This window comes from Thauera sp. (assembly GCF_035444905.1).
In the GTDB taxonomy this organism is placed as follows: domain Bacteria; phylum Pseudomonadota; class Gammaproteobacteria; order Burkholderiales; family Rhodocyclaceae; genus Thauera.
In genome coordinates, this window is sequence record NZ_DAOMPS010000042.1 from 1 (window position 1) to 20,084 (window position 20,084).

Genomic DNA, 20,084 nt, shown 5'->3' on the forward strand with positions numbered 1-20,084 from the left:
CGCGTCCGCCAGGCAAAAGACTCTCTTCATTATGGAGAGATTTGCATAGCGACCCGAAGCCGACATCGGCTTCGGCGAAAAGCGGTCACTCGACGTTCCGGTTCAGCGGAGGCGCGGAGTTTGTTCCGCTGCAACCATTAGAGAGCACTTCACTATAGCGGCTCTTCGTCACTGTTCTCTCGTCGCGTCCCAACAAGGCGCCAACCAAAACGAAGCTTCCCGAGGGCATCGTCTAGCGTTAATGCCTGGCTCCGTGCAACCTTGAGATCGCCCTCTTCCAGTTGAAGCTCGTACCCGTCCACTATGTCTAGCCCAAGTATCGCGTTGAGGAAATGAGCAGCTCTTTCCGCGCTCGGTTCTATCGCCTCCGGCGGCTGGCCGTCCTGCTTGGCCGCATGTCGGATGGCATGCATTGTGACGAACGGTAGGTCACGGAGCCTTTCGACGAGAGATGCGAGGCAGTCCGGTGGGTACAACCAGGCGCCGTCGTCAAATCTCGCGAAGAGTTCTTCGGACGCCGCTTTCGAATGAGTGAACTCGACTGCCGACACATGGGGAAGTTGCTGAAAATCCACCCCTGGCCGCAGTCGAAACGTCCAAGCGTGCTGACGCGCAGGCCTCAACCCCGGCCCGAACCCCACGGGCTCGAAAAAATTTGAATATCCGGGACCGAAGGCAGCCCAATCGAAGCGATACATGACACCGGTCCCCGACTCCATTGGATGGAAGGAGTTCGATTTCTTATCCCATCTCGCGACCGCGAAGAAAGCAGCGACTTCGGCGTTCGACGTCAGGTCCAGCAAAGATGTTGGTATACCGTAGTGCTGAGCGAGGCCGTGATAGTCCACGTGGAATCCACGCTTGTCCGAAACGTTCTTGAATGGGTGGTCTCTTAGAACCAACTCAAGTTCTGCAACCCTGAATCGCTCAAGGGTCAACCGTGCCTTGATCTGCCACTCGTCGTTTGGAACATCCCGAAGCAGAGAAGGCTCGCAAGTTGGATATCGGGTGGTTTGACCTCTGTACATGTACGAACGGTTGCCGGGCCGCCCGGGGAGATTCAGAGACTCACTCGGGACAATTCGTGTTGTGCCGTTCCAATGCACAACCTCGAATTCAAGGAATTTGCCGTAGGCGACAGGATCATCCTGGCCCAGATAGATCAGCGGGGGGTCGGATTCCCGGAAATCATGCACGATGTCAAGGATGGTCTTCATCGCTGTCGCCCGAGCCGTTGGCTGCTCTGATCTCTAACAATCAGAAAAAAACGGTAGTGTCAATTTACACTCGGCTCATGGCCGAAAAGAGCCGCATGCCATCCACGTGTTCAAGATAGACGAGCAATAACGACCTGAAAGTTAAACGTAACGGTCACAGGTAGTTTGTAATCGGGACTCCGCGTTAGGCCCCTGCACCGAGACCTGCCGCACCAACTCTTGGTCGAACGGCAGTTCGGTCGGTCTCCGACGGGCCGGGCCCGAGATGAACTGCGCGGTCAGCCGACAATATCCGGATAGACTGCTGGATGAATCACTTCCGAGTATTGCCGAACAAGTTCAGCTAGGAAGTCGAAAATCTCAGTCTGCCTCGTCCCGCGCTCGTCGTACAGCGTCTGCGCTGTCTCGAAATTGAGTTTCAGATTCGAGCGTAGATCGATGGAGGTGATGTTATTGATGCACTGACGTATTGGCTCCGAAAGGAGCTCTGGAGTTCCCGCTTGTCGGATGTTCATTCCAGATGGCAAATACTCCGGATACCGGGGCACCGAGTCGTAACTGCAAAGCAAGTCATCGAGCAGAACTAGTCCGTCCGCGTAGTTGTTGAAGTCCTCGATGTTCTTTAGCTGTGAGAAATGCTGCTCGGGTAGATTTTCGAACCTCATCTTATCAGCTCCATGCCAAAAGGTCGTTCACGGCAAGTGCGTGGCTTGAGTAGTACCCAGTGGGGTTTCTCAAGTTCCCGTATTTTGTCGACTGATTGTCGTCAAAGTAGATATCGAACTCCGAATTGTCGAGCTCCTGAATTAGATACTCGCTTGATCCAGCTAACCCGGAGCCCGCCAATACCGCTCTCCCTGCGGCGACTAACGAATTGATATCAGTATTAATTCTGTAGACCACCGGGTAAAAAAAATCGAGATTAATGCGGTCGGCAACCCGGTTGAGATCCTTCGCTATGCGCTTGGAGATCGCTCCGTCATTCTTCTTGGCAAGAACGCCTTTGCGAACCGACATTCGATGCTGCGCAATGAATTTGTCGTATGGATCCCGATCCTGCCAAGGTTGATATAGGTCGGTGAAGATCAGCAGCGGATTCGATGACTTAGGATTTCCTTTTCCGTATGGGTAGAACCCCTCGGCGACGTACGTGAAATGCTTGCCGCTGTATAGGTGCTTGTTTATGGAGAGCGTCAGAAATGTGGTAGTCGAGTAATAGGTTGCGGGCATTGATCGCCTCCATGTGTAGATCACGATGCTCGGACATGCTCATTCCTAGGGTTTCAGACTGGCTGGATTCAAAGCCTCTTTGGTGTCCCTGGTGCCGCCGAATGAAAACACTGGATAAGATGAACGTGATTGGAAAACGTTAAGTCGCTGCCACCGCAGACAGCACTGCATAAGCGACGCGTGAGTTACTTACGTCCCCATGATCCTTGATAAATGCGTCGGCGTTCAGATTGTGCAGCTTGCCGGGCTGCAGGGCATAGGAGGCGCCGACCTCGACCAATTCAGAATCGACCGCCTCGGGGGTTTTCTGGGCACCGTTGCGACCAATTCCACCGTACTTGGAGTCCTTGTCGCCGAGACCCGCAGCCGTCTGGCCGGCAACCAGCGATGCGATCGGATAGGCGATCCCCACCGCCTTGTCGTTCGATGTGCACGTGATGATGACCGGACCGGAGATTGCGTTCCTCCCTACGACCCGTCGGAAGAAACCGTTGCCGCCCTTGCCATCCCAGTTCGTGGCGAAACCGTGGTGCGAAAAGGCAGCCTGCAGCAGGCTCACCGAGTTGGCGGAAAGCACCGTCGCGTCATCGACCCCGGCCACGGCCGCCGTGACGACACGACCGCCGAAGCTGTGGCCCACGAGATGAATCCGAAGCGCTGAGTGTGCGGCGCAGATTCTGCGAAGGATCGGGTTTACCCCCTCTGCGCCGATGCGTCCTGCGCGCTCCTTCATCTGGTAGTAAGTTGTGAGATTCAGGAGGTTGCGCGCGCCTGACAGCACGCCGCTGACAAAGTCGCCGAGTCCGGCTGCGTTGCCGGTCTCGATTCCGATCCCTAATCCCGCTGCGCCGCCGCTTGTGTCCGGGGCCTGCACGGCAACGTAGGAGATTGGCTGAGTGAGTGTCCTGAACAGGTCGAGCGGCTTCATACTCATGAAATCACGCGAGCCGTCCTCGTCGTCCCCAGTGCTGGGTTGCACGAGCGCACGCGCGACCTCGGTGAATTCGCGGCATGCCGCGTCGCTGTCTTCGAGCTTGGGGAGCAGGGCTTTCAGCTGCTGAATCTTCCTCGTCGCATCCAGTGTGTCGAACGCATCGGCGAGGGTGTCGAGTTTCGTCCGCAGCTCGGCGACTTCGACCGTACTTGCGATCCCGGCTGCGCCACTCGGGATCAGCTCCTTGTCGGCGAACTTCTTCGACGGCCACAGAACGCCCATGACGGCAAACTTTCGGCCCGCGACTGCGGGAACCTTGCCTTTGGCAAGCAGGTCGGCCGCGTTCGAGAAGAACTTCTCGTACAGCGCGTCCGCTTCAGCTATGTCGTTGTTCCACCCATGCGAAATGACGATCAGGTCGGTCGTGCCGGCTTGGCCGAGATGGCGGGTGAGCGCTTTCACTTCGGCCTGCGAGACCACCGTCGCCTCCTTGTTGAACTGAACGGGGAAATACGGAAATGCCGGAATGCTCTTCATCACATATCTCCTCTCGGTGAACTCAGACGAACTGGATGGCTCGCATCAGATCGATCAGCCCACGCCCCTGAAAGCTGCGCTCGCGGCCGAGATCGGTCGCTGTCTGCAGAAAAATCTCCTTGACCCGTTCGGGTTGACCGATGAATTCGCGCTTTACCGACAGGAACGATGCGATGCAGCCGGCGACATGAGGCGCCGCCATGCTAGTGCCGGAGTATTCGGCGTAGTTCGGTTCGGGGCTGCCCTCTGGCAGCTTGTCCATGACATTGCGCACGAACCCGCCGGCCGCGCACGAGAGTACCTTCTCACCGGGCGCGAGTAGATCCGGCTTTGGCCGGCCGTCACCGGTCGGTCCCTTCGCGGAGAAATAGGAAACGCCATACACGTGCGGCATGGTGCGGTGCGTGGAGCCGACCGTGAGCGCAAGTTGCGCGTTGCCGGGATCGTTGATTGTGAGTGCCATTCCGGCCTTGCGTGGCCCGAGCGCCTCGGTGGCGAGCGTGCCGTAGCCCGTGTTTCCCGCAGCCACCACCACAGAGACCCCCGAGCGCACGAGACGATCGACCTCCACGCAAAGCTGGCTCTGCCCGCAGGCGAACCACTCGGGGTCGAAGGGATAGCCGACGGAGAGGTTCACCCCGTGAATGCGGATGCGGCGGCCGTACGCATTGATTTCCTGGACGTGGGCGAGCGCGGCAATGATGTTGCTGACCTGGCCGCGGCCCTTCTCGTCCAGTACGCGCAAGCTCACGATCTTCGCCTTGGGCGCCATACCCGAAATCGAGTCCAGTTTGATGCGTTCGAGCGTGATCTCCCGCTCGCTGTCCTCGCTATCGGCCTTCAGTACGCGCTGGAACGCAACTATGTCCGGATGACGGGTAACGTTGGGCTGGGCAGGTATCTCCCCGGCGATGATTCCCGCGACGTGTGTGCCATGCCCGAAATCGTCCGCGAGAGGGTCATCGTGACCTGTGAAGTCTCGATGCCACGCCTCGACGATGCCGACGAGGTTGGCGTGATACTCGAAGTGCTTGTGCTTGTGGACCCCAGAATCCACCACGGCCCACACCACGTCCTCGCCGGCAGCCCGGAATGCGGCACGCCCGGCGTCCGCCTTCACCGTCGCGATCGAGCCGTAGATGAGCGGAAAGATTTCGAAGTCTTCCCAGATCTGATAGATGGCGCGCGGCGCAGGCTTGGAGGCATCCCAAGAGGCAGGCACGTCCTTAGTCGGCAGTCCGCGCCCTGTCAGTTCGGCGTTGCTCATCGCGTCGCACAGGACGATCTCCCGGATGATGCTGCCCGGAATCCGCGCAAATACGTACTGGAGCTGATCCTTGTTCTTCTCGCCCTTGAATCGGGGGTCGGCCAAAGGGTCGGATGCACCAAGGAGTTTCGCCAGGGTGGCGATCGTCCACTCACGCGCCACCCTGCGTCCCGCAGGGTGGTCAAGGTTCGCATCAATGATGACGTCAAACGCCTCGGCCTCGCCGCCAACTCTGCCCCGGGTTTCGTCACTTAACTTATCGAGCAGCGGCAATGCGATGGTGGTCTTGATCAATGTGCGCTGTATGCGCTCGCGACTAGCACGTTCAGCGTCCCCCACGTCTGCAGGTGCTGCAGCGCTCCTCTGCTGGGTGGCACTTTTCGATCGAGGCTTGGTGCGCGAAGGCCCTTTGTCGGAATCCTTGCTGACCATCTTACTTTTGGAGGGCATGACTGTACTCTCAGTTTGCCTAGCGCACTTTCACCCAACAGAGCTTCACCTTTTCCGAGAAAGGTCGCGTTTCACATTATTGATCCACGATAGTCGGCGGCTGTCGAAATTCAAGAGAAATGCAAATGCCAATAGCAGGCTCCGACCGACCCCTTCGGCATGTGATCGCTTACACATAGACAAGCGCGATCGACAACCAAGGGGAATGTAACGGTCACCGGCCGCTTCTGGCCGCCTGCTGCCTGCCATGAGTGGGCCGGCAGAGAGGTCGTTGAGGGGCATGGCGCGTCGTGATTAGACAAAATGAACCATTTTGTCCAATAGCTGGGCGCCATCCCCAGCAACGACGAGGCTTCGAGCCCGTCCTTCTTGCCGTACTTTGGACAAAACGGACAGGGGACTAACCGAATGGCAGCAGCCCAAGTGGAGCGGCCGTTCAAGCGGCAACTCTACCTGCGGGCCGAACGGCGGGTCGTGGCCGAGTGTGTGAGGCGGCGAACGGCAGCTTCCGAGAAGCGAAACTCGCGGGAGACCCGTCCGGCTGATCGGCAGCTTTGCGGAAGCCTCTATGACCGCTGTGGTCGAATCCAGCCGAGCCTTCCCCGCGGGACCTTCGAGGCCTTCGGTCGCATGTTGTCAACAGACCCTAGTCACGTACGCTGCGTTGATGCAAATGTCGCTTGAGTGGGTCCAGGCATGCCGTTGGTGACTACGACTCCTACGCGAGGAGGCAAGATCCTTATGTCGTCTTAGGACGAGGCGCGCGGCAGCGGCCCCTTCCCAATGTAGAACATAGTCATTCTGATGCTGAGTGGTTTCGTAAGAAAGTCTTGGAGACCGGGTGTCCAAGAACTCTCTCTTGCTCGAGCGATCCTCAGCATGCGCGGGTGTAGTTCAAAATCAAACCCCGCAACTCGCCCACAAAGCTTGATCGCGTTAGAGATGGCCCGACCGTTCAGAGGAAGTCCCTCCTCCGACACGAACAAGGCATCGCCCTCTGGCGCCAAGCAGGCACGCTCCTTAAGCCAAACTTCCAAGGCATGCAAGTGATCACTTTGCAGGGGGTGTGTCGCAATGAAGCCTTCCTCCAGCGGAGTCACTCCTAGCTTGTAATGGGGCACCTGCAACTCCCGCTTGGTCAGATCGACGTGCTCCAATTTAAGCGAGCACACCTCACTCAATCGAAGCCCCTGATCGGACATCAGACATATGAGGCAACGGTCGCGCGCCGCGGTTGGGCTGCCGTGGGTGGCGGCGATGAGACGCTCGATATCGGGCACAGTGAGATGATTGCGATGATTCATCGTTTTCTCCGCGGCAAGGCAGGAAGGCGAGCGAGGAAGCCTCAGCGTGCCTGAGGTACAGTCGCTTGACATTAGATGACTCACTCAAGTTTGTCCAGGCACCCCGTGGCTGAATCGCCCCAACACAGCCAACACAACGGGTCACCGGTAGGGGCAACCCCGATACACTCCAAAGTTGGCGATCCTGAAATGCGCCGGCTACTTGCAGGTGCAGAGATCAAAAATCTGCTAAGTCGACGGCGGCCTGACTAGGCCCGGTCCCTGCGCCCGCGGACTCCCCACCGCCCGACCCACCGGATAGGCCTCGATTTCCGCTGACGGGTAGTCACCGACGCGCTCGAGCACAATTTTCGCGTCGGTAACACCAGGATCCAGCCAAGCGGCGTAGTCCTCGGACCGGATGATGAGCGGCATCCGATCATGGATAGGCCGCATCAATTCATTCGCCGCAGTCGTCAGAACCGCGAAGGTGAGGACCGACCCCGTAGGCCCCTCCCAGTGCTCGAGGAGCCCACCGAAGCCGAACAGCGCCTCACCACCGACGGGCCGAATGAAGTAGGGCTGCTTGTAGCCGGCAACCGGTACCCACTCGTAGAACCCCGACGCAGGCACGAGCAAGCGCGACCGCTTGAACGCGTGCCTGAACATCGGCTTCTGGCCCGCGGTCTCGACCTTCGCGTTGATAGGCTGGGCGAGCTTGCCAGGCTCCTTCACCCAGGACGGCAGCAGGCCCCAGCGTGCGGGAATCAACTCGCGCTCTCCGTCGGCACCGCAGCGCACGATCGGCGCGTCCTGCGACGGCGCGATGTTGTAGCGCTCCTCGAGGTCGGCCGGCTCCACGCCAAACTGCTCTCGCAGGCGCGATTGAGGACCGTGCAGGGCATAGCGACCGCACATCACAGTCTCCGGTCAGTACGTTGTCACGACACCCTACACCGGTCGAACGAGCCCGGCTAAACTGTATTTTCGTACAGCCAATAACGCGCCACCATGTTCGTTCGCATCCGCCGCCTGCGCCAAGGTGGTCGCCGCATTCCAGACCACGAAGCCGGTCGGCCCGAGCACCAGGCGGTCGGTGATTTGCAGTCGAAGGGCCGCAAGTTCGAGCTGCACCAGCCACTGGCGAACGCCGGCCCGAGATACTTGCTCCACGACGCTCGCGTGGTTGCCGTTCAACCGGGCGTCGGCGGCATGCTCATTCGTGGGTTCGAGGAGTACCGCGGCGGCGCCGTGCTGCAGGAGTGGGAGGTCACGCCCCTCGACCAGGTACTCGGCCACGACGGACTGAAGCATTGGAACTGGCCGCGCTAGAATATGCCTTTGGAAAATCGAAAGTCCGCCATGAAGCTCAAGATTTACACCGGCGCCGAGGTCCGCGAACTGCGCCGCAAGCTACGCCTCAACCAGCTGGAGTTTTGGACGCCCTTCCAGACGACTCAGAGCGGCGGCAGCCGATACGAGTCCGGTCGCGAGATCCCCAACCCCGTCCAGGTGCTGCTGAACATCGCCTTCGGTACCGACGCGAAGGCCGCGGCGATCTTCGACGAGTTGCGCGCGCACGGGAGGCCGAAGAGGAAGGCCAAGACCACTAAGGCCGAGGCCAAGTAGTGCCGGGCACCGCAGCGCTCATCGTCGGCCTCGTAGTGGCGATCGCCGACGGCGACACGCTGACCGTGCTGAACGAGGACTTTCAGCAGGTCAAGATCCGACTGGCGGAGATCGACGCCCCCGAGAAGAAGCAGCCTTTTGGCACCCGCTCCAGGCAGTCCCTCGGCGAGTTGTGCCACGAGAAGCGCGCCGAGGTGAGGGTAGAGGACGTCGACCGCTACAAGCGCATCGTCGGCCGGGTCACCTGCGCGGGCGTGGATGCGAACGCCGCCCAGGTGCGCCGCGGCATGGCGTGGGTGTATGACCGCTACGCGAAGGACAAAACCTTGTACCGCCTGCAGGATGAGGCGCGCAGCAACGGACGCGGGCTCTGGCGCGATCCGCATGCCGTATCGCCTTGGACGTGGCGCAGCGGGCAGCGAGCCAATCGCGGCTGAGGCTGTTGTCGAAATCAATCAGGAGAAATTGATGTTTGAATGGGTACTGTTGTTCGCTCTCACCCTGAAAACGACACCAGGAGAGATCCGCGACATCTCCCCCGTGATCGTGCAGGGCTTCACATCCAAGGAGCGCTGCACACAAGCTGGCGAGCTGCTGGCAAGGCAGACAATCGTCTTGGCCGGGCGTGCAAGAAAGCAGCAGGGTGTCAGGAACGACACGTCGGAGGGCATACCTTCGATCAACTTCGAGTGCCTGCAGATTCAGAAGTGAAGCGGCTTCACTGGGGCGCCGCGTAGGTCGGACATGCGAGCCTGCTATGCTTACGCGTTGAAAGCTCATCAGCGCCCAACGAAGCAGCAGCCCATGACCCCAGCCCAGTTCATCGCCAAGTGGAAGGACAACCCGCTCTCCGAGCGCTCCGGCTCTCAGGCCTTCTTCCTCGACCTGTGCAGCATGCTCGGCGTAGAGCCGCCGAACGATCCGGACAGCTACTGCTTCGAGCGCGGCGCCACCCGCACCGGTGCCGGCCACGGCTGGGCCGACGTGTGGAAACGTGGCCACTTCGGCTGGGAGAACAAAGGCCCTGACGGTGACCTTTCCGGCGCTCTGCGTCAGCTCATGACCTACGCGCTCGCGCTCGACAACCCGCCCCTGCTTGTCGTCAGCAATCGCGCGATCACCCAGATCCACACCCACTTCACTGGCACCCCGAGCGAGACTTACACGATCCGCCTGAATCACCGCCCCGGAGAAGTTCCGACCCGGCCGCACGGTGCTCGATATCACCACGGATGCCGCCGGTCGCTTCGCCGACGTCGCGCGGTCCATGGCCGAGCGCGGCCATGACCCCGCGAAAGTTGCGCACTTCCTCATCCAATCCTTGTTCTACATGTTCGCGGAGGATATCGGCCTGCTGCCGAAGAGGCTTTTCGAGCGCGTCATCACCAAGCGCCAGGGAGACCCGGCCAAGCTCGCGGTGTCGATGGCGGAGATGTTCCAGGCGATGCGTACGGGCGGTGACTTCCTCCTCGAGGACATCGCCTACTTCAACGGCGGGCTGTTCGAGCACGTGGAAGTCGTGGAGTTGATCCCGGGCGAGATAGACACCCTGCTGGCAGCCAGCCGCATGGACTGGAGCGCGATCGAGCCGTCGATCCTCGGCACCTTGTTCGAGCCCGGCCTGGATCCGAAGGTCCGCGCACCGCTCGGCGCCAACTACACCGACCCAGGCACCATCATGAAACTGGTCCGCCCCGTCGTCGTCGAGCCGCTCGAGCGCAAATGGGAGACAGCCAAGGCCAGAATCGCCCCCTTGGTCGAGAAGTACCACGCCGGCGGGAAAGGCTCCCAGAAAGCCGGGCAGGAGGCGCAGGCGCTGTTTCTGGGCTACCTCGAGCGGTTAAAGAACTTCAGGGTCCTCGATCCCGCGTGCGGCTCCGGCAACTTCCTGTACCTCTCCCGGCGCGCCCTAAAGGACCTCGAGCACCGCGCGAACCCCGAGGCCGAAGCGCTCGGCCTGCATCGCCAACTCACCATTGAGACCAGCCCGTACAACTTACGCGGCATCGAGATCAACGCATACGCCGCCGAGTTCGCCCGGGTCACGGTCTGGATCGGTGAGATCCAGTGGATGCTCAAGCACGGCTACGACTGCCGCCGTAACCCGATCCTCGCGCGCCTGGACCACATCGAGAACTGGGACGCGCTGCTGAACGAGGACGGGAGCGAGGCCGAGTGGCCGGCAGTGGACGCGATCGTCGGGAATCCGCCATTCCATTCCTCGGCGACAAGCGCATGCGCAGCGAACTCGGCGCCGAGACAACTGCGCGGATCCGCTCCTGCTACGACGGCCGGGTGCCTGGGGGCGCAGACCTCGTGCTGTACTGGTTCGAGAAGGCCCGGGCGCAGATCGAGGCCAAGTGCTGCGAGGCAGTCGGCCTCGTCGCGACGAACTCGATCCGCGGTGGAGCAAACCGGAAGGTGCTGGACCGCATTGTCGAGAGCACCCGGATCTTCAGGGCGTGGAGCGATGAGCCGTGGGTGAATGAAGGCGCTGCAGTGCGGGTGTCGCTAGTCTGCTTCGGGAACCGCACCGGCGCGGCACTTGATGGGCGCCCAGTGCAGGAGGTTCACGCAGACCTGACGGCTACTGACGGAGGACACGACTCGCCCAGCGACCTCACGGCAACTCAGGTCCTCATAGAGAACGAAGGGGTCGCTTTCAGCGGGATCACGACGAAGGGGAAGTTCGACCTGACCCGGACGGAGGCGATCGAGTTGCTGCTGTGCGGCGGGAATCCGCATGGAAGGGCAAACTCTGACGTCGTCGCCCCATGGATGAATGGCGACGCGGTCACCGGCCGGAATCCGGAGTCATGGATCATCAGCTTCGGTGAGCGCACAGAGGACGAGGCCCGCTGCTACGAGGCCCCGTATGCTCGGGTCGAGCTTCTTGTGAAGGAGCAGCGGCTCGCAACTGGATCACCGGCGGAGAAGCGCGACTGGCGGAAGCTGGGCCGACGGGCGCCTGCCATGTTCGACGCCATCGCCCGACTGGAGCGCTTCATTGTGACTCCAGAAACGGCAAAGCACCGCGTTTTCAAGTGGATGAAGCCGCCGGTCATTCCTGACAAGAATCTGGTGGTGATAGCTCGGGCGGACGACGTCATCTTTGGCGTGCTCGACAGCCGCCTCCACGAGGTATGGGCGCTCCGAATGGGAACTAGCCTAGAGGACCGCCCCAGCTACACATCGAAGTCGACGTTTCGGACCTTACCTTTCCCCGCCGATGTGACGCCCGCCGACACGGCCGCAGGCGCGCCGACAGGCCCCCGGGTCGAAGCGATCGCCGCGGCTGCCCGCCGGCTCAACGAGCTCCGCGAGAACTGGTTGAACCCGGCCGAGTGGGTCGATCGCGTCCCCGAAATCGTGCCAGGCTTTCCGGATCGGATCATCCCCAAGCCGGGGCACGAGGCCGAACTGAAGAAGCGCGCGCTGACGAACCTCTACAACCTGCGCCCCGCATGGATCGACAGCGCACACAAGGTGCTTGACGCCGCGGTGGCCGCCGCCTACGGATGGCCCGACTACACTCCCGACATGCCCGACGATGAGATCCTGCGCCGGCTGCTGGCCGTGAACCTACAGCGCGCTGCACGAAGCTGAAGCTCGCCACCCCGGTTGAGTGTCCGCCTTGCCAAATACTGCATGCCTTTACAGCACTATATCTAGTTCTTGAAAACTTTTATTTCCGCACCAATTTTCGCAGCATATTGTTTTTCAACGTATTTCTTTTTTGCTCGCTCGCCCGATCCGCTGTAACCTTGCCGAGCAAGAAAGAAACCCAATCCCGGCCGGATTTTTAGAATAGGACCTTAACATGCTGCATATCACCACATAGAAAAAAGCCCCGACGTTTGGGTTTTACGAGAACCCGAACGTCGAGGCTTCTTGCTTGGCGCAGACCGATTGGCGTCGGTCTGTAAGTGAATGAGGGCGACCCAAGCACCTGCGCGCCAGTCTTGACAGGACGAAAGCAGTCTATCTGCTTCATGGTTCGCGGGCAATCCGACCGCCCTCCAATCCGCTTCTGGATGGAGGTATGCCCATGCGCATCTTTCGCAAAGCCAGGGACGTGTTTGTGTCGGCCTACACTCGGCGCCGCTTCGGCAGGCTCGAGCATGTTCGCCAGCACTGGCGCTCCCACCCGGGGCAGTTGTCGCTCTTCTGATCCACTCCCGCCCGTACCTCGGGTGACCGCAGATCGATCGTAGAGAGATCTCGTGGAAAGGCCGCTGCGATGCGGCCTCTTATATCTTCAAGGCCTGTTCTTCCTCCCGGCGCATCTGCTCCGGAACTGTGGAACGATGCTCGGCCCCTTCTTTTCATCGACCTGCCTCCCGTTGTCTGCGGCCTCCCTCGTGCCCCGGTGGGACCTCACACATGACAGCACGCTTCTCATGCGCCCTGTATTGGGGCGCCGCTACTCGGCGTCGATGGCAAATTTGAGGACCTACAAGCGCTGCCACAGCGCACTCCGCGCTCGTTTAGTAAACTACTAAAACAAAGCGCCCGCCGTTACTCACTCACGCGGAAATAGTATCGTTTTAACTCGGTATAACGTCATCGGTCGGCATGGTGATGTCGGTGACCCCGCAGATCAGCGCCGCCGGCGACATCACCCTCAACGTGCGCCCGACCATCTCCGGCATCTCCGGCTTCAAGGACGACCCCAACCCCTCGCTGCGCAACATCCCCAACCGCGTGCCGCAGATCCGCACGCGCGAGATCGAGTCCATGCTGCGCCTGCGCAGCGGCGAGATCGCGGTGCTCGGCGGGCTGATGGAAGACCGCATCGACCACGACACCGGCCGCATCCCCCTGCTCGGCGACCTGCCGGTGGTGGGCGAACTGTTCACGCGTCGCGACAACGCGGTGCGTCGCACCGAGCTGCTCATCTTCCTGCGCCCGCGGCTGATCGACGACCCCAGCACGCAGACCGACTTCGCCGCCTACGCCGAGCACCTGCCCGACGCCGACTTCTTCACCCGCGCGCCCTCGCCTGGCCAGCGCAACTTCCCCGCCCTGCCGCTGCGCCCGCTGCTCGTCCCCACCGGTGGGCAGGCGCACACGACGCCACCGCCACTCGCCGACTCGCACCAGCCATGAACGCACCCCTGCCCATCGGTCAGACCCTGCTCGCCGCCGGCCTCATCGGCGAAGACCAGCTGCGCATCGCCCTCCACGAACAAACCACGCGCAGGCAGCCGCTCGGCCGCGTGCTGGTCGAGCTCGGCTTCGTCAGCGAGGTGGCGCTGCGCGAGACGCTTGCCGCGCGCAGCGGCCTGCCCTGCGTCGATCTGTCGAGCGCACTGGCCGACCCCGACGCCATCGCACGCGTGCCGCAGGCGCTGGCGCGCCGCCACCGCCTGCTGCCCCTGCAGTACGACGCCGCCCGCCACCGCCTCATCGTCGCCATGGCCGATGCCCACGACATCGTCGCCCTCGACCGCCTGCGCAGCGAGCTCGGCCCCGATGTGCACATCGAGCTGCGCCTGGCCGGCGACGGCGAACTCGGGCGCGCCATTGACCAGCACTACGGCCAGGCCAGCTCGATCGAGGCGCTGGTGCGTGCGCTCGAGCAGCGCGGCAGCGCCGACGCGCGCGACACCCAGCTCGTGGTCCGCCTGGTCGATGCGCTGCTCGCCGATGCCGCCGCGCGCGGCGCCTCCGACCTGCATTTCGAGCCCGAGGCCGGCTTCCTGCGCATCCGCCATCGCATCGACGGCACCCTGCGCCAGGTGCGGGCGATCCACAAATCGTGCTGGCCCGAGCTCGTCGTGCGCCTCAAGGTCATGGCCGGCATGGACATCGCCGAGTCGCGCAGCCCCCAGGACGGACGCATCAGCCTCACCGTGGGCGGGCGCCCGATCGACTACCGCGTCGCCACTCAGCCCACGCTGCACGGCGAGAACATCGTGCTGCGCATCCTCGACCGCGACAAGGGCATCGTGCCGCTCGACGCCCTCGGGCTCGCGCCCGCGCAGGCCGCCAGCCTCGCGCGCATCCTCGCCCGCCCCGAGGGCCTGATCCTGGTCGTCGGCCCGACCGGCAGCGGCAAGACCACCACCCTGTACTCGATGCTCAATGCCCTCAACACCGAGGCGGTCAACATCATGACGCTCGAGGATCCGGTCGAGTATCCGCTCGCCCAGATCCGCCAGACCCAGGTCGGCGAGGCCAGCCGGCTCGACTTTGCCGACGGCGTACGCGCCCTGCTGCGCCAGGATCCCGACATCATCCTGGTGGGCGAGATCCGCGACGCCGACACCGCGACCATGGCCTTGCGTGCCGCCCTCACCGGCCACCAGGTGTTCGCCACGCTGCACGCCAACACCGTGTTCGGTGCCCTGCCGCGCCTGCTCGACATCGGCCTCAACGCCGAGCTGCTCGCCGGCAATCTCGCCGGCATCCTGTCGCAGCGCCTGGTGCGCTGCCTGTGCCCCGACTGCCGCGCGCCGGCTACCGCCACCGCCGCCGAATGCGCCCTGCTCGGCCTCGCGCCCGCTGCCCCACCGCCGGTGCTGTACCACGCCACCGGCTGCCCCGCGTGCGACTTCGGCGGCTATCGCGGACGGCGCGCCATCATGGAGGTCCTGCATGTGGACGCCGCCCTCGACGAGCTCATCGCCCGCCGCGCCAGCCCCGGCGAGCTGCGTGCCGCCGCTCGTGCCGGCGGCCACCGCAGCCTGGCCGAGGACGGCCTGCGCCACGTGCTCGACGGCAGCACCTCGCTGAGCGAACTCGGCCGCGTCGTCGACCTCTCGTCGCTGATCGCATCCCCTGCCGGTGCGGACCGTCCGGAATGAAGCTGCACCGCTACCGCGCCGTCGACGCCGAGGGCCGCCGCCGACGCGGCCAGCTCGAAGCCATCGACCTGGATGATCTCGAGCACCGCCTGCGCGCCCACGGCCTGCTGCTCATCCATGGCGAGGCCTGCCGCCCGCGTCTGCTCGGCCGCCGCCGCGTGCCGCGGCGCGAGCTGATCCCGTTCTGCTTCCACCTCGAGCAATTGCTCGCCGCCGGCGTGCCGCCCTTCGAAAGCCTCGCCGCGCTGCGTGACGCCAGTCAGGACCTGCGCATGCAGCGTGTGGTCGCCGCCCTGCTCGCCGACATCGAGCAGGGCCGGCCGCTGTCGGACGCCGCCGCCCGCCAGCCCGCCGCCTTCTCGCCGGTGGCCGTCAGCCTGCTGCGCGCCGGGGAACAGGCCGGCCACCTGCCACAAGCCGTGCGCGACATCGGCACGGCGCTGAGCCGCGAGGAAGAACTCGCCGGCCACGCCCGCCGCCTCGCGATCTACCCCAGCATCGTCGGCGCCGTGCTGTTGCTGGCGGTCATCGTCGCGCTCACCCAGGTCGTCCCCGAGCTCGAGAAGCTGCTGCGCAGCAGCGGCCAGAGCCTGCCGCTGCAGACCCGCCTGCTGGTCGGCCTGTCGAACGCGCTGCGCGACTGGGGCTGGGCCCTGCTGCTGGGGATGGCCGCGGCACTGGCGATCACCGTGCAGGCGCTGGCGCGCTCGGAAGCCCTGCGCGTGCGCGCCGATGGCCTCAAGCTCGCCCTGCCGCTGGTGGGCAGCCTCCTGCGCAAGCTCGCGCTGGCCCGCTTCGCTGCGCTGTTCGCCACCCTCTACGCCGCCGGCATCAACGTCATCGACGCCCTGCGCGCGAGCGAGGACGCCACCGGCAACCTCGCCCTGCGCGAAGGCCTGCGCCATGCGCGCCGCAGCATCGAGCAGGGTCGGCCGATCTCGGCGGCGTTCGAGAGCGCCGGCGTGTTCCCCGCGCTCGTCACCCGCATGCTCGGCCTCGGCGAACAGACCGGCGCCCTCGACAACGCGCTGACCAAGGTCGCCAGCCTCTACCAGCGCGACGTCGCCGAGGGCATCGCCCGCCTGCAGACCGCGGCCGAGCCGGTCATCACCCTGCTCATGGGCGGCCTGCTGCTATGGATCGCGAGCGCGGTGCTGGGCCCGATCTACGACCTCATCACCCGCCTTCCGGTCTGAAGCATGACGCGCAACCCCCTGCTCCTCAGGCTCGACGCGCACGGTCTCGACGCATGGCAAATGCATGACCGGAGCCTTGCCCGGGTGGCCCGCTTCGGCGCCGGCGAGCACGCCGCCTTGGCCACCTGGCTGTCGGACCGGCCGCGGGCTGCGCACTGTCGCGTGCTGGTCGACTTCGCAGATGAAGCCTTCGAGATCGAGGACCTGCCGCGCGTGCGCGGCGCAGACCGGCGCGCCCTGATCGCGCGCAGGCTGAGCAGCTGGTTCGCCCGCCCCGAGTTCGCGCTCGCCACCGCGCTCGGCGACGCCGCCCAGGAGGCCGGCCGGCGCTTCGAGCGCTTCCTGTTGTCGGGCCTGAACCGCCCCGCGCTGGTCGAGCCCTGGCTGCAGGCCGTGACCGGCGCGGGCCACCGGGTCGACCGCGTGGTGCCGGCGTCACACCTGCTCGCCCACGTCGTCGCCCCCTGCGTGACCCGCCATGCCGCGCTCCGCCAGGCCGGGCCGTCGCGCAGCACCTTCGTGCTCGGCGCCAGCCGCAGCGGCCTGCGCATCAGCCTGCTGGGGGGAAGATCCTTGCTGTTCTCGCGCCTTGTCGAAGGTGCGTGCCTGCCAGCCGAAGCCGAAGGCGCCGCACTGCAAGGCTGGCAGCACGAACTCGCCCGCACGCGCGATTACCTGCGCGCCCAGCGCCGCATCGCGGCGGACGAGACGCCCGGCGTGCTGCTGCTCGCCACAGCCACTGCGCCGACAAGGCAGGACGACCGCGACGCGAACGGGGGTGGCGAGGGGGGTCGCGAGGGAACGGACGAAGCCGCGCCCGTCGCCATCGATCCGGCACGGCTCGGCGCGCTCGCGCTGCGCGACGAAAGCGGCGCCGCCATCACCGGCGAAGGACTCAGCGCCCTGCTGCTCCCTGCGCTGTGTCGCGCCCCCGCGCACCTGGGCTGGCCCGCGGGCCGCGGCACGGACGCAGCGGCACGAGCCGCGCGGCGCCCACTGCTGGCGCTGGGGGCGATCCTCGTCAGCGCCGTTGCGATCGGCGGCTGGTACTGGCAGCAGTCAGCCGCGCAGGCCGCCCACGCGGCGGCGGCCGAAGCCGCAGCGGCGCGGCTGCGCGCGCTGCAGGCAAGGAGCGAGGACGACATCGGCACCCAGGCCCACGCGCAGGCGCCCGACGCAGAGGACGCCGCCGTCGCGGCGCCCAGTCCGGAGGAAGAACCGACCCTACCGCCCCCGCCACCCACGGACCTCGCGGCGGAAGATTCCGCCCCCCTTCCCCGTCGCATCGACGGTATCCTGCGCCGGCCCGACGGCCGCGTGTTCTTGTGGGTCGACGGCCAGCTCACCGACCCTGCCAGCGCCGGCCTGCGCCTGGCGCCCGACCCTGCGCTGAGCCTGTCGCCACGCGACGCCGGCCGCACGCGTCTGCGCGTGGGCGACCACTGGCCCCCACTGGCAGCCCCCGACACGGCCGGGACCCCGCGATGAAACGGGCGCTCGGCGCGCCGATGCGCGTACGCGGCCAGGCCCTGATCGCGGCCTTGCTGCTTGCCCTGCTGCTGGCTGCCGCAAGCCTGCTCGGTGGCGGCGAACTGCGCATGCGCAGCAACGCAGTGGCCCATGCGCGCAGCGTGGCGGCGCTGGCGCAGGCGCGCGATGCGCTGATCGGCTATGCGATCAGCTACGACGAGCGCCACCCGGGCGAGGGCTACGGTTTTCTTCCCTGTCCGGACAGCGGCAACAGCGGCTCGACACCGATCGGCGCCTGCGGCGCGCGCGATCTCGGCGCCCTCGGCCGCCTGCCCTGGCGCACCCTCGGCCTGGCCGACCTGCGCGACGGCTGGGGCGAGTGCCTGTGGTACGCCGTCGCCGGCAGCATCAAGCACAACCCCAAGCCCTTGCTGCTGAACTGGGACAATGCGGGCCAGTTCGCCCTGCAGGCGGCCGACGGACGCATGCTGGCCGCCGCCGCGCCCGACCGCCTTGCCGTCGCCGTGGTGTTCGCGCCCGGGCCACCCCTGCCCGGCCAGCTCCGCCCGTCGGCGCCCGGCAGGGCATGCAGCGGCAGCGCGTCGGCCGCCGCCGATCTCTCGAGTTATCTCGAGGGCGACTATCCGGCGACCGTCAGCGGCACGCTCACGGTCGCCGCGGGCGAGCAGCCGGACGGCGCGCAAGGGCGGCGCAACGATCTCATCGCCTGGATCGGCATCGACGACCTCTTCGATGCCCTGCGCCGCCGTGCCGACCACCCAGACCAGGTGGACGCCCTGATCACCACCGCGGCCGATGCGCTCGCCAGCCGTCTCGACGACGCCGACTTCATCGCCGCCCACAGCGAGGGCAGCGCCGGCCTCCTGCGCATCGGCCTGCTGCCCGCGGGCGCCGCGCTCGGGCTGCCGGCACCGGATCGCCTTCGCCTCGAGCGCTGGCGCGACCAGTTCCGCTTCGCCGTGTGCACCGACGGCAGCGCCTGCATCGATGCCGAGCTGGATCCGCCCTCGGCGACGCTGGCCTGTCGCGGCGTGCTCCTGTTCGGGGGCGAACGCCTCCGCAGCGGCGTCGGTCAGCAGCAGCGCATCACGCCACAGCAGCGTGCCGACCCCGCCCAGTACTTCGAGGGCGACAACGCCCGCCATCTGTCACAGGGCATCCCGCATTTCAGCGGCGCAGCGCGCTTTCGCGTCGCCGACCCCCACCAGCCCGCCACCGCCGACGTCGTCCGCTGCCTGCCATGACACGCCTGTCCGCACCGCTTCTGTCCACACCGTCTCCGCGCGCGCCGCGCCGCCACGCCACAGCCAGCCCTCTGCCGGCGTCCCTGGGGGCGCACAGCCGCGGCTTCACCCTCGTCGAGCTGGCCATGGTGCTCGTCATCCTGGCCCTGCTCGGCAGCGCGCTGCTGGTGCCGCTGGGCAGCCGCATCGAGGCCCGCGATCGCCAGCTCAGCCTCGATCGCCTGCACGACATCCAGCACGCGCTCATCGGCTTCGCGCTGATCCACGGCCGGCTGCCCTGCCCGAGCAGCGAGGCCGACCCGACGAGCCCGCTGTATGGCCTCGAGGACGCGCCGCCTTGCAGCTTCGCCAGCGAAGGCCGCCTGCCCTGGCGCAGCCTCGCCATGCCCGCCACCGATGCCTGGGGAAACCCGCGCACCAGCGCCGCCGACGACTGGGCCGGCCATTGGCGCTATCGCGTCGACCCGCCCTTTGCCGCCGGGCCGATCACCGCCGCCACCGCGCCCGCGGCCAACCTGCAGATCCGCTCCCACGACGGCAGCCGCATCACCACCACCGACTCGCAGGCGGTCGCGATCATCTACTCGACCGGCCCCAACCGCCGCCCCGATGGGCTCAACGCCAGCTATGCCGCCAGCGGCGCGGAGTACCAGGCCGGGGTACCGACCCCCGACTTCGACGACCTGCTGCTCTGGATCGGCCGGCCGCTGCTGATCGCCCGCCTCGCCCAGGGCGGCGGCCTGTGAGCCTGCCTGCGCGAGCCCGCTGCCAACCCGTTTCACCCACCACCCGGAAGA

At 65.0% G+C, this 20,084-nt stretch carries 21 protein-coding genes; 14 read left to right on the plus strand and 7 right to left on the minus strand.

What is annotated here, in order from left to right; translation table 11 throughout:
* Nucleotides 1–152: 152 nt before the first annotated feature.
* The 7 genes from PLC66_RS16455 to PLC66_RS16485 form a co-directional block, all read right to left on the minus strand.
* A complete protein-coding gene (locus PLC66_RS16455) occupies nt 153–1,217 on the minus strand; it encodes an FRG domain-containing protein (RefSeq protein WP_324542335.1) in 1,065 nt (354 codons plus the stop codon).
* 278 nt (nt 1,218–1,495) lie between these two features.
* The gene (locus PLC66_RS16460) at nt 1,496–1,882 is read right to left on the minus strand and encodes a hypothetical protein (RefSeq protein WP_324542336.1); all 387 of its coding nucleotides are present in this window, start codon (nt 1,880–1,882) and stop codon (nt 1,496–1,498) included.
* Between the two features lie 4 nt (nt 1,883–1,886).
* Nucleotides 1,887–2,447, minus strand: coding sequence for a hypothetical protein (locus PLC66_RS16465; RefSeq protein ID WP_324542337.1), 561 nt, complete (start codon nt 2,445–2,447; stop codon nt 1,887–1,889).
* Between the two features lie 139 nt (nt 2,448–2,586).
* Nucleotides 2,587–3,918, minus strand: coding sequence for a hypothetical protein (locus PLC66_RS16470; protein ID WP_324542338.1), 1,332 nt, complete (start codon nt 3,916–3,918; stop codon nt 2,587–2,589).
* Nucleotides 3,919–3,940: 22 nt separating this feature from the next.
* A complete protein-coding gene (locus PLC66_RS16475; RefSeq protein ID WP_324542339.1) occupies nt 3,941–5,479 on the minus strand; it encodes a S8 family peptidase in 1,539 nt (512 codons plus the stop codon).
* Nucleotides 5,480–6,384: 905 nt separating this feature from the next.
* The gene (locus PLC66_RS16480; RefSeq protein WP_324542340.1) at nt 6,385–6,939 is read right to left on the minus strand and encodes a tyrosine-type recombinase/integrase; all 555 of its coding nucleotides are present in this window, start codon (nt 6,937–6,939) and stop codon (nt 6,385–6,387) included.
* 228 nt (nt 6,940–7,167) lie between these two features.
* On the minus strand, nt 7,168–7,836 hold the full coding sequence (locus PLC66_RS16485) for an SOS response-associated peptidase (RefSeq protein ID WP_324542342.1): 669 nt from the start codon (nt 7,834–7,836) through the stop codon (nt 7,168–7,170).
* Between the two features lie 93 nt (nt 7,837–7,929).
* Here PLC66_RS16485 and PLC66_RS16490 point away from each other — a divergent pair, with 93 nt between their 5' ends.
* From PLC66_RS16490 to PLC66_RS16555, 14 genes are all read left to right on the plus strand, one after another.
* On the plus strand, nt 7,930–8,250 hold the full coding sequence (locus tag PLC66_RS16490) for a hypothetical protein (RefSeq protein WP_324542343.1): 321 nt from the start codon (nt 7,930–7,932) through the stop codon (nt 8,248–8,250).
* A 30-nt stretch (nt 8,251–8,280) separates the two neighbouring features.
* Nucleotides 8,281–8,547, plus strand: coding sequence for a helix-turn-helix domain-containing protein (locus PLC66_RS16495; protein WP_276662089.1), 267 nt, complete (start codon nt 8,281–8,283; stop codon nt 8,545–8,547).
* Nucleotides 8,547–8,984: a thermonuclease family protein gene (locus tag PLC66_RS16500; protein ID WP_276662086.1), complete on the plus strand. Its 438-nt coding sequence runs from the start codon at nt 8,547–8,549 to the stop codon at nt 8,982–8,984. Before PLC66_RS16495 ends, PLC66_RS16500 begins: the two co-directional genes overlap by 1 nt.
* Nucleotides 8,985–9,015: 31 nt before the next feature.
* On the plus strand, nt 9,016–9,258 hold the full coding sequence (locus tag PLC66_RS16505) for a hypothetical protein (RefSeq protein WP_324542345.1): 243 nt from the start codon (nt 9,016–9,018) through the stop codon (nt 9,256–9,258).
* Nucleotides 9,259–9,351: 93 nt separating this feature from the next.
* Nucleotides 9,352–9,834 carry a type IIL restriction-modification enzyme MmeI gene (locus PLC66_RS16510; protein WP_324542346.1) on the plus strand — a complete coding sequence of 161 codons (483 nt, stop codon included), beginning with the start codon at nt 9,352–9,354 and terminating at the stop codon, nt 9,832–9,834.
* A complete protein-coding gene (locus PLC66_RS16515; protein WP_324542348.1) occupies nt 9,761–11,032 on the plus strand; it encodes a DNA methyltransferase in 1,272 nt (423 codons plus the stop codon). Before PLC66_RS16510 ends, PLC66_RS16515 begins: the two co-directional genes overlap by 74 nt.
* 293 nt (nt 11,033–11,325) lie before the next feature.
* Nucleotides 11,326–12,153: a type IIL restriction-modification enzyme MmeI gene (locus PLC66_RS16520; protein WP_324542395.1), complete on the plus strand. Its 828-nt coding sequence runs from the start codon at nt 11,326–11,328 to the stop codon at nt 12,151–12,153.
* Nucleotides 12,154–12,595: 442 nt separating this feature from the next.
* Nucleotides 12,596–12,718, plus strand: coding sequence for a hypothetical protein (locus PLC66_RS16525; RefSeq protein ID WP_324542350.1), 123 nt, complete (start codon nt 12,596–12,598; stop codon nt 12,716–12,718).
* A 404-nt stretch (nt 12,719–13,122) separates the two neighbouring features.
* Nucleotides 13,123–13,656 (plus strand): type II secretion system protein GspD, encoded by a 534-nt coding sequence (locus tag PLC66_RS16530; protein ID WP_503012229.1) that lies wholly within the window; start codon nt 13,123–13,125, stop codon nt 13,654–13,656.
* Nucleotides 13,653–15,356 carry a GspE/PulE family protein gene (locus PLC66_RS16535; protein ID WP_324542352.1) on the plus strand — a complete coding sequence of 568 codons (1,704 nt, stop codon included), beginning with the start codon at nt 13,653–13,655 and terminating at the stop codon, nt 15,354–15,356. Before PLC66_RS16530 ends, PLC66_RS16535 begins: the two co-directional genes overlap by 4 nt.
* A complete protein-coding gene (locus PLC66_RS16540) occupies nt 15,353–16,552 on the plus strand; it encodes a type II secretion system F family protein (RefSeq protein ID WP_324542354.1) in 1,200 nt (399 codons plus the stop codon). The genes PLC66_RS16535 and PLC66_RS16540 overlap by 4 nt, the downstream gene beginning before the upstream one ends.
* Before the next feature lie 3 nt (nt 16,553–16,555).
* Nucleotides 16,556–18,040, plus strand: a complete 1,485-nt coding sequence (locus PLC66_RS16545; protein ID WP_324542356.1) for an NACHT domain-containing protein — start codon at nt 16,556–16,558, stop codon at nt 18,038–18,040.
* The gene (locus PLC66_RS16550) at nt 18,037–19,287 is read left to right on the plus strand and encodes a hypothetical protein (protein ID WP_324542358.1); all 1,251 of its coding nucleotides are present in this window, start codon (nt 18,037–18,039) and stop codon (nt 19,285–19,287) included. Before PLC66_RS16545 ends, PLC66_RS16550 begins: the two co-directional genes overlap by 4 nt.
* Nucleotides 19,284–20,033, plus strand: a complete 750-nt coding sequence (locus tag PLC66_RS16555) for a type II secretion system protein (protein WP_324542359.1) — start codon at nt 19,284–19,286, stop codon at nt 20,031–20,033. Before PLC66_RS16550 ends, PLC66_RS16555 begins: the two co-directional genes overlap by 4 nt.
* Nucleotides 20,034–20,084: the final 51 nt, after the last annotated feature.

Bases quoted from the DNA above. Each gene is read 5' to 3' on its own strand.
- PLC66_RS16530 (WP_503012229.1), top strand. From the start codon at position 13,123: ATGGTGATGTCGGTGACCCCGCAGATCAGCGCCGCCGGCGACATCACC.
- PLC66_RS16535 (WP_324542352.1), top strand. From the start codon at position 13,653: ATGAACGCACCCCTGCCCATCGGTCAGACCCTGCTCGCCGCCGGCCTC.
- PLC66_RS16485 (WP_324542342.1), bottom strand. From the start codon at position 7,836: ATGTGCGGTCGCTATGCCCTGCACGGTCCTCAATCGCGCCTGCGAGAG.
- PLC66_RS16465 (WP_324542337.1), bottom strand. From the start codon at position 2,447: ATGCCCGCAACCTATTACTCGACTACCACATTTCTGACGCTCTCCATA.
- PLC66_RS16460 (WP_324542336.1), bottom strand. From the start codon at position 1,882: ATGAGGTTCGAAAATCTACCCGAGCAGCATTTCTCACAGCTAAAGAAC.
- PLC66_RS16510 (WP_324542346.1), top strand. From the start codon at position 9,352: ATGACCCCAGCCCAGTTCATCGCCAAGTGGAAGGACAACCCGCTCTCC.
- PLC66_RS16480 (WP_324542340.1), bottom strand. From the start codon at position 6,939: ATGAATCATCGCAATCATCTCACTGTGCCCGATATCGAGCGTCTCATC.
- PLC66_RS16470 (WP_324542338.1), bottom strand. From the start codon at position 3,918: ATGAAGAGCATTCCGGCATTTCCGTATTTCCCCGTTCAGTTCAACAAG.
- PLC66_RS16540 (WP_324542354.1), top strand. From the start codon at position 15,353: ATGAAGCTGCACCGCTACCGCGCCGTCGACGCCGAGGGCCGCCGCCGA.
- PLC66_RS16490 (WP_324542343.1), top strand. From the start codon at position 7,930: ATGTTCGTTCGCATCCGCCGCCTGCGCCAAGGTGGTCGCCGCATTCCA.
- PLC66_RS16555 (WP_324542359.1), top strand. From the start codon at position 19,284: ATGACACGCCTGTCCGCACCGCTTCTGTCCACACCGTCTCCGCGCGCG.
- PLC66_RS16495 (WP_276662089.1), top strand. From the start codon at position 8,281: ATGAAGCTCAAGATTTACACCGGCGCCGAGGTCCGCGAACTGCGCCGC.
- PLC66_RS16545 (WP_324542356.1), top strand. From the start codon at position 16,556: ATGACGCGCAACCCCCTGCTCCTCAGGCTCGACGCGCACGGTCTCGAC.
- PLC66_RS16550 (WP_324542358.1), top strand. From the start codon at position 18,037: ATGAAACGGGCGCTCGGCGCGCCGATGCGCGTACGCGGCCAGGCCCTG.
- PLC66_RS16455 (WP_324542335.1), bottom strand. From the start codon at position 1,217: ATGAAGACCATCCTTGACATCGTGCATGATTTCCGGGAATCCGACCCC.
- PLC66_RS16505 (WP_324542345.1), top strand. From the start codon at position 9,016: ATGTTTGAATGGGTACTGTTGTTCGCTCTCACCCTGAAAACGACACCA.
- PLC66_RS16525 (WP_324542350.1), top strand. From the start codon at position 12,596: ATGCGCATCTTTCGCAAAGCCAGGGACGTGTTTGTGTCGGCCTACACT.
- PLC66_RS16520 (WP_324542395.1), top strand. From the start codon at position 11,326: ATGAATGGCGACGCGGTCACCGGCCGGAATCCGGAGTCATGGATCATC.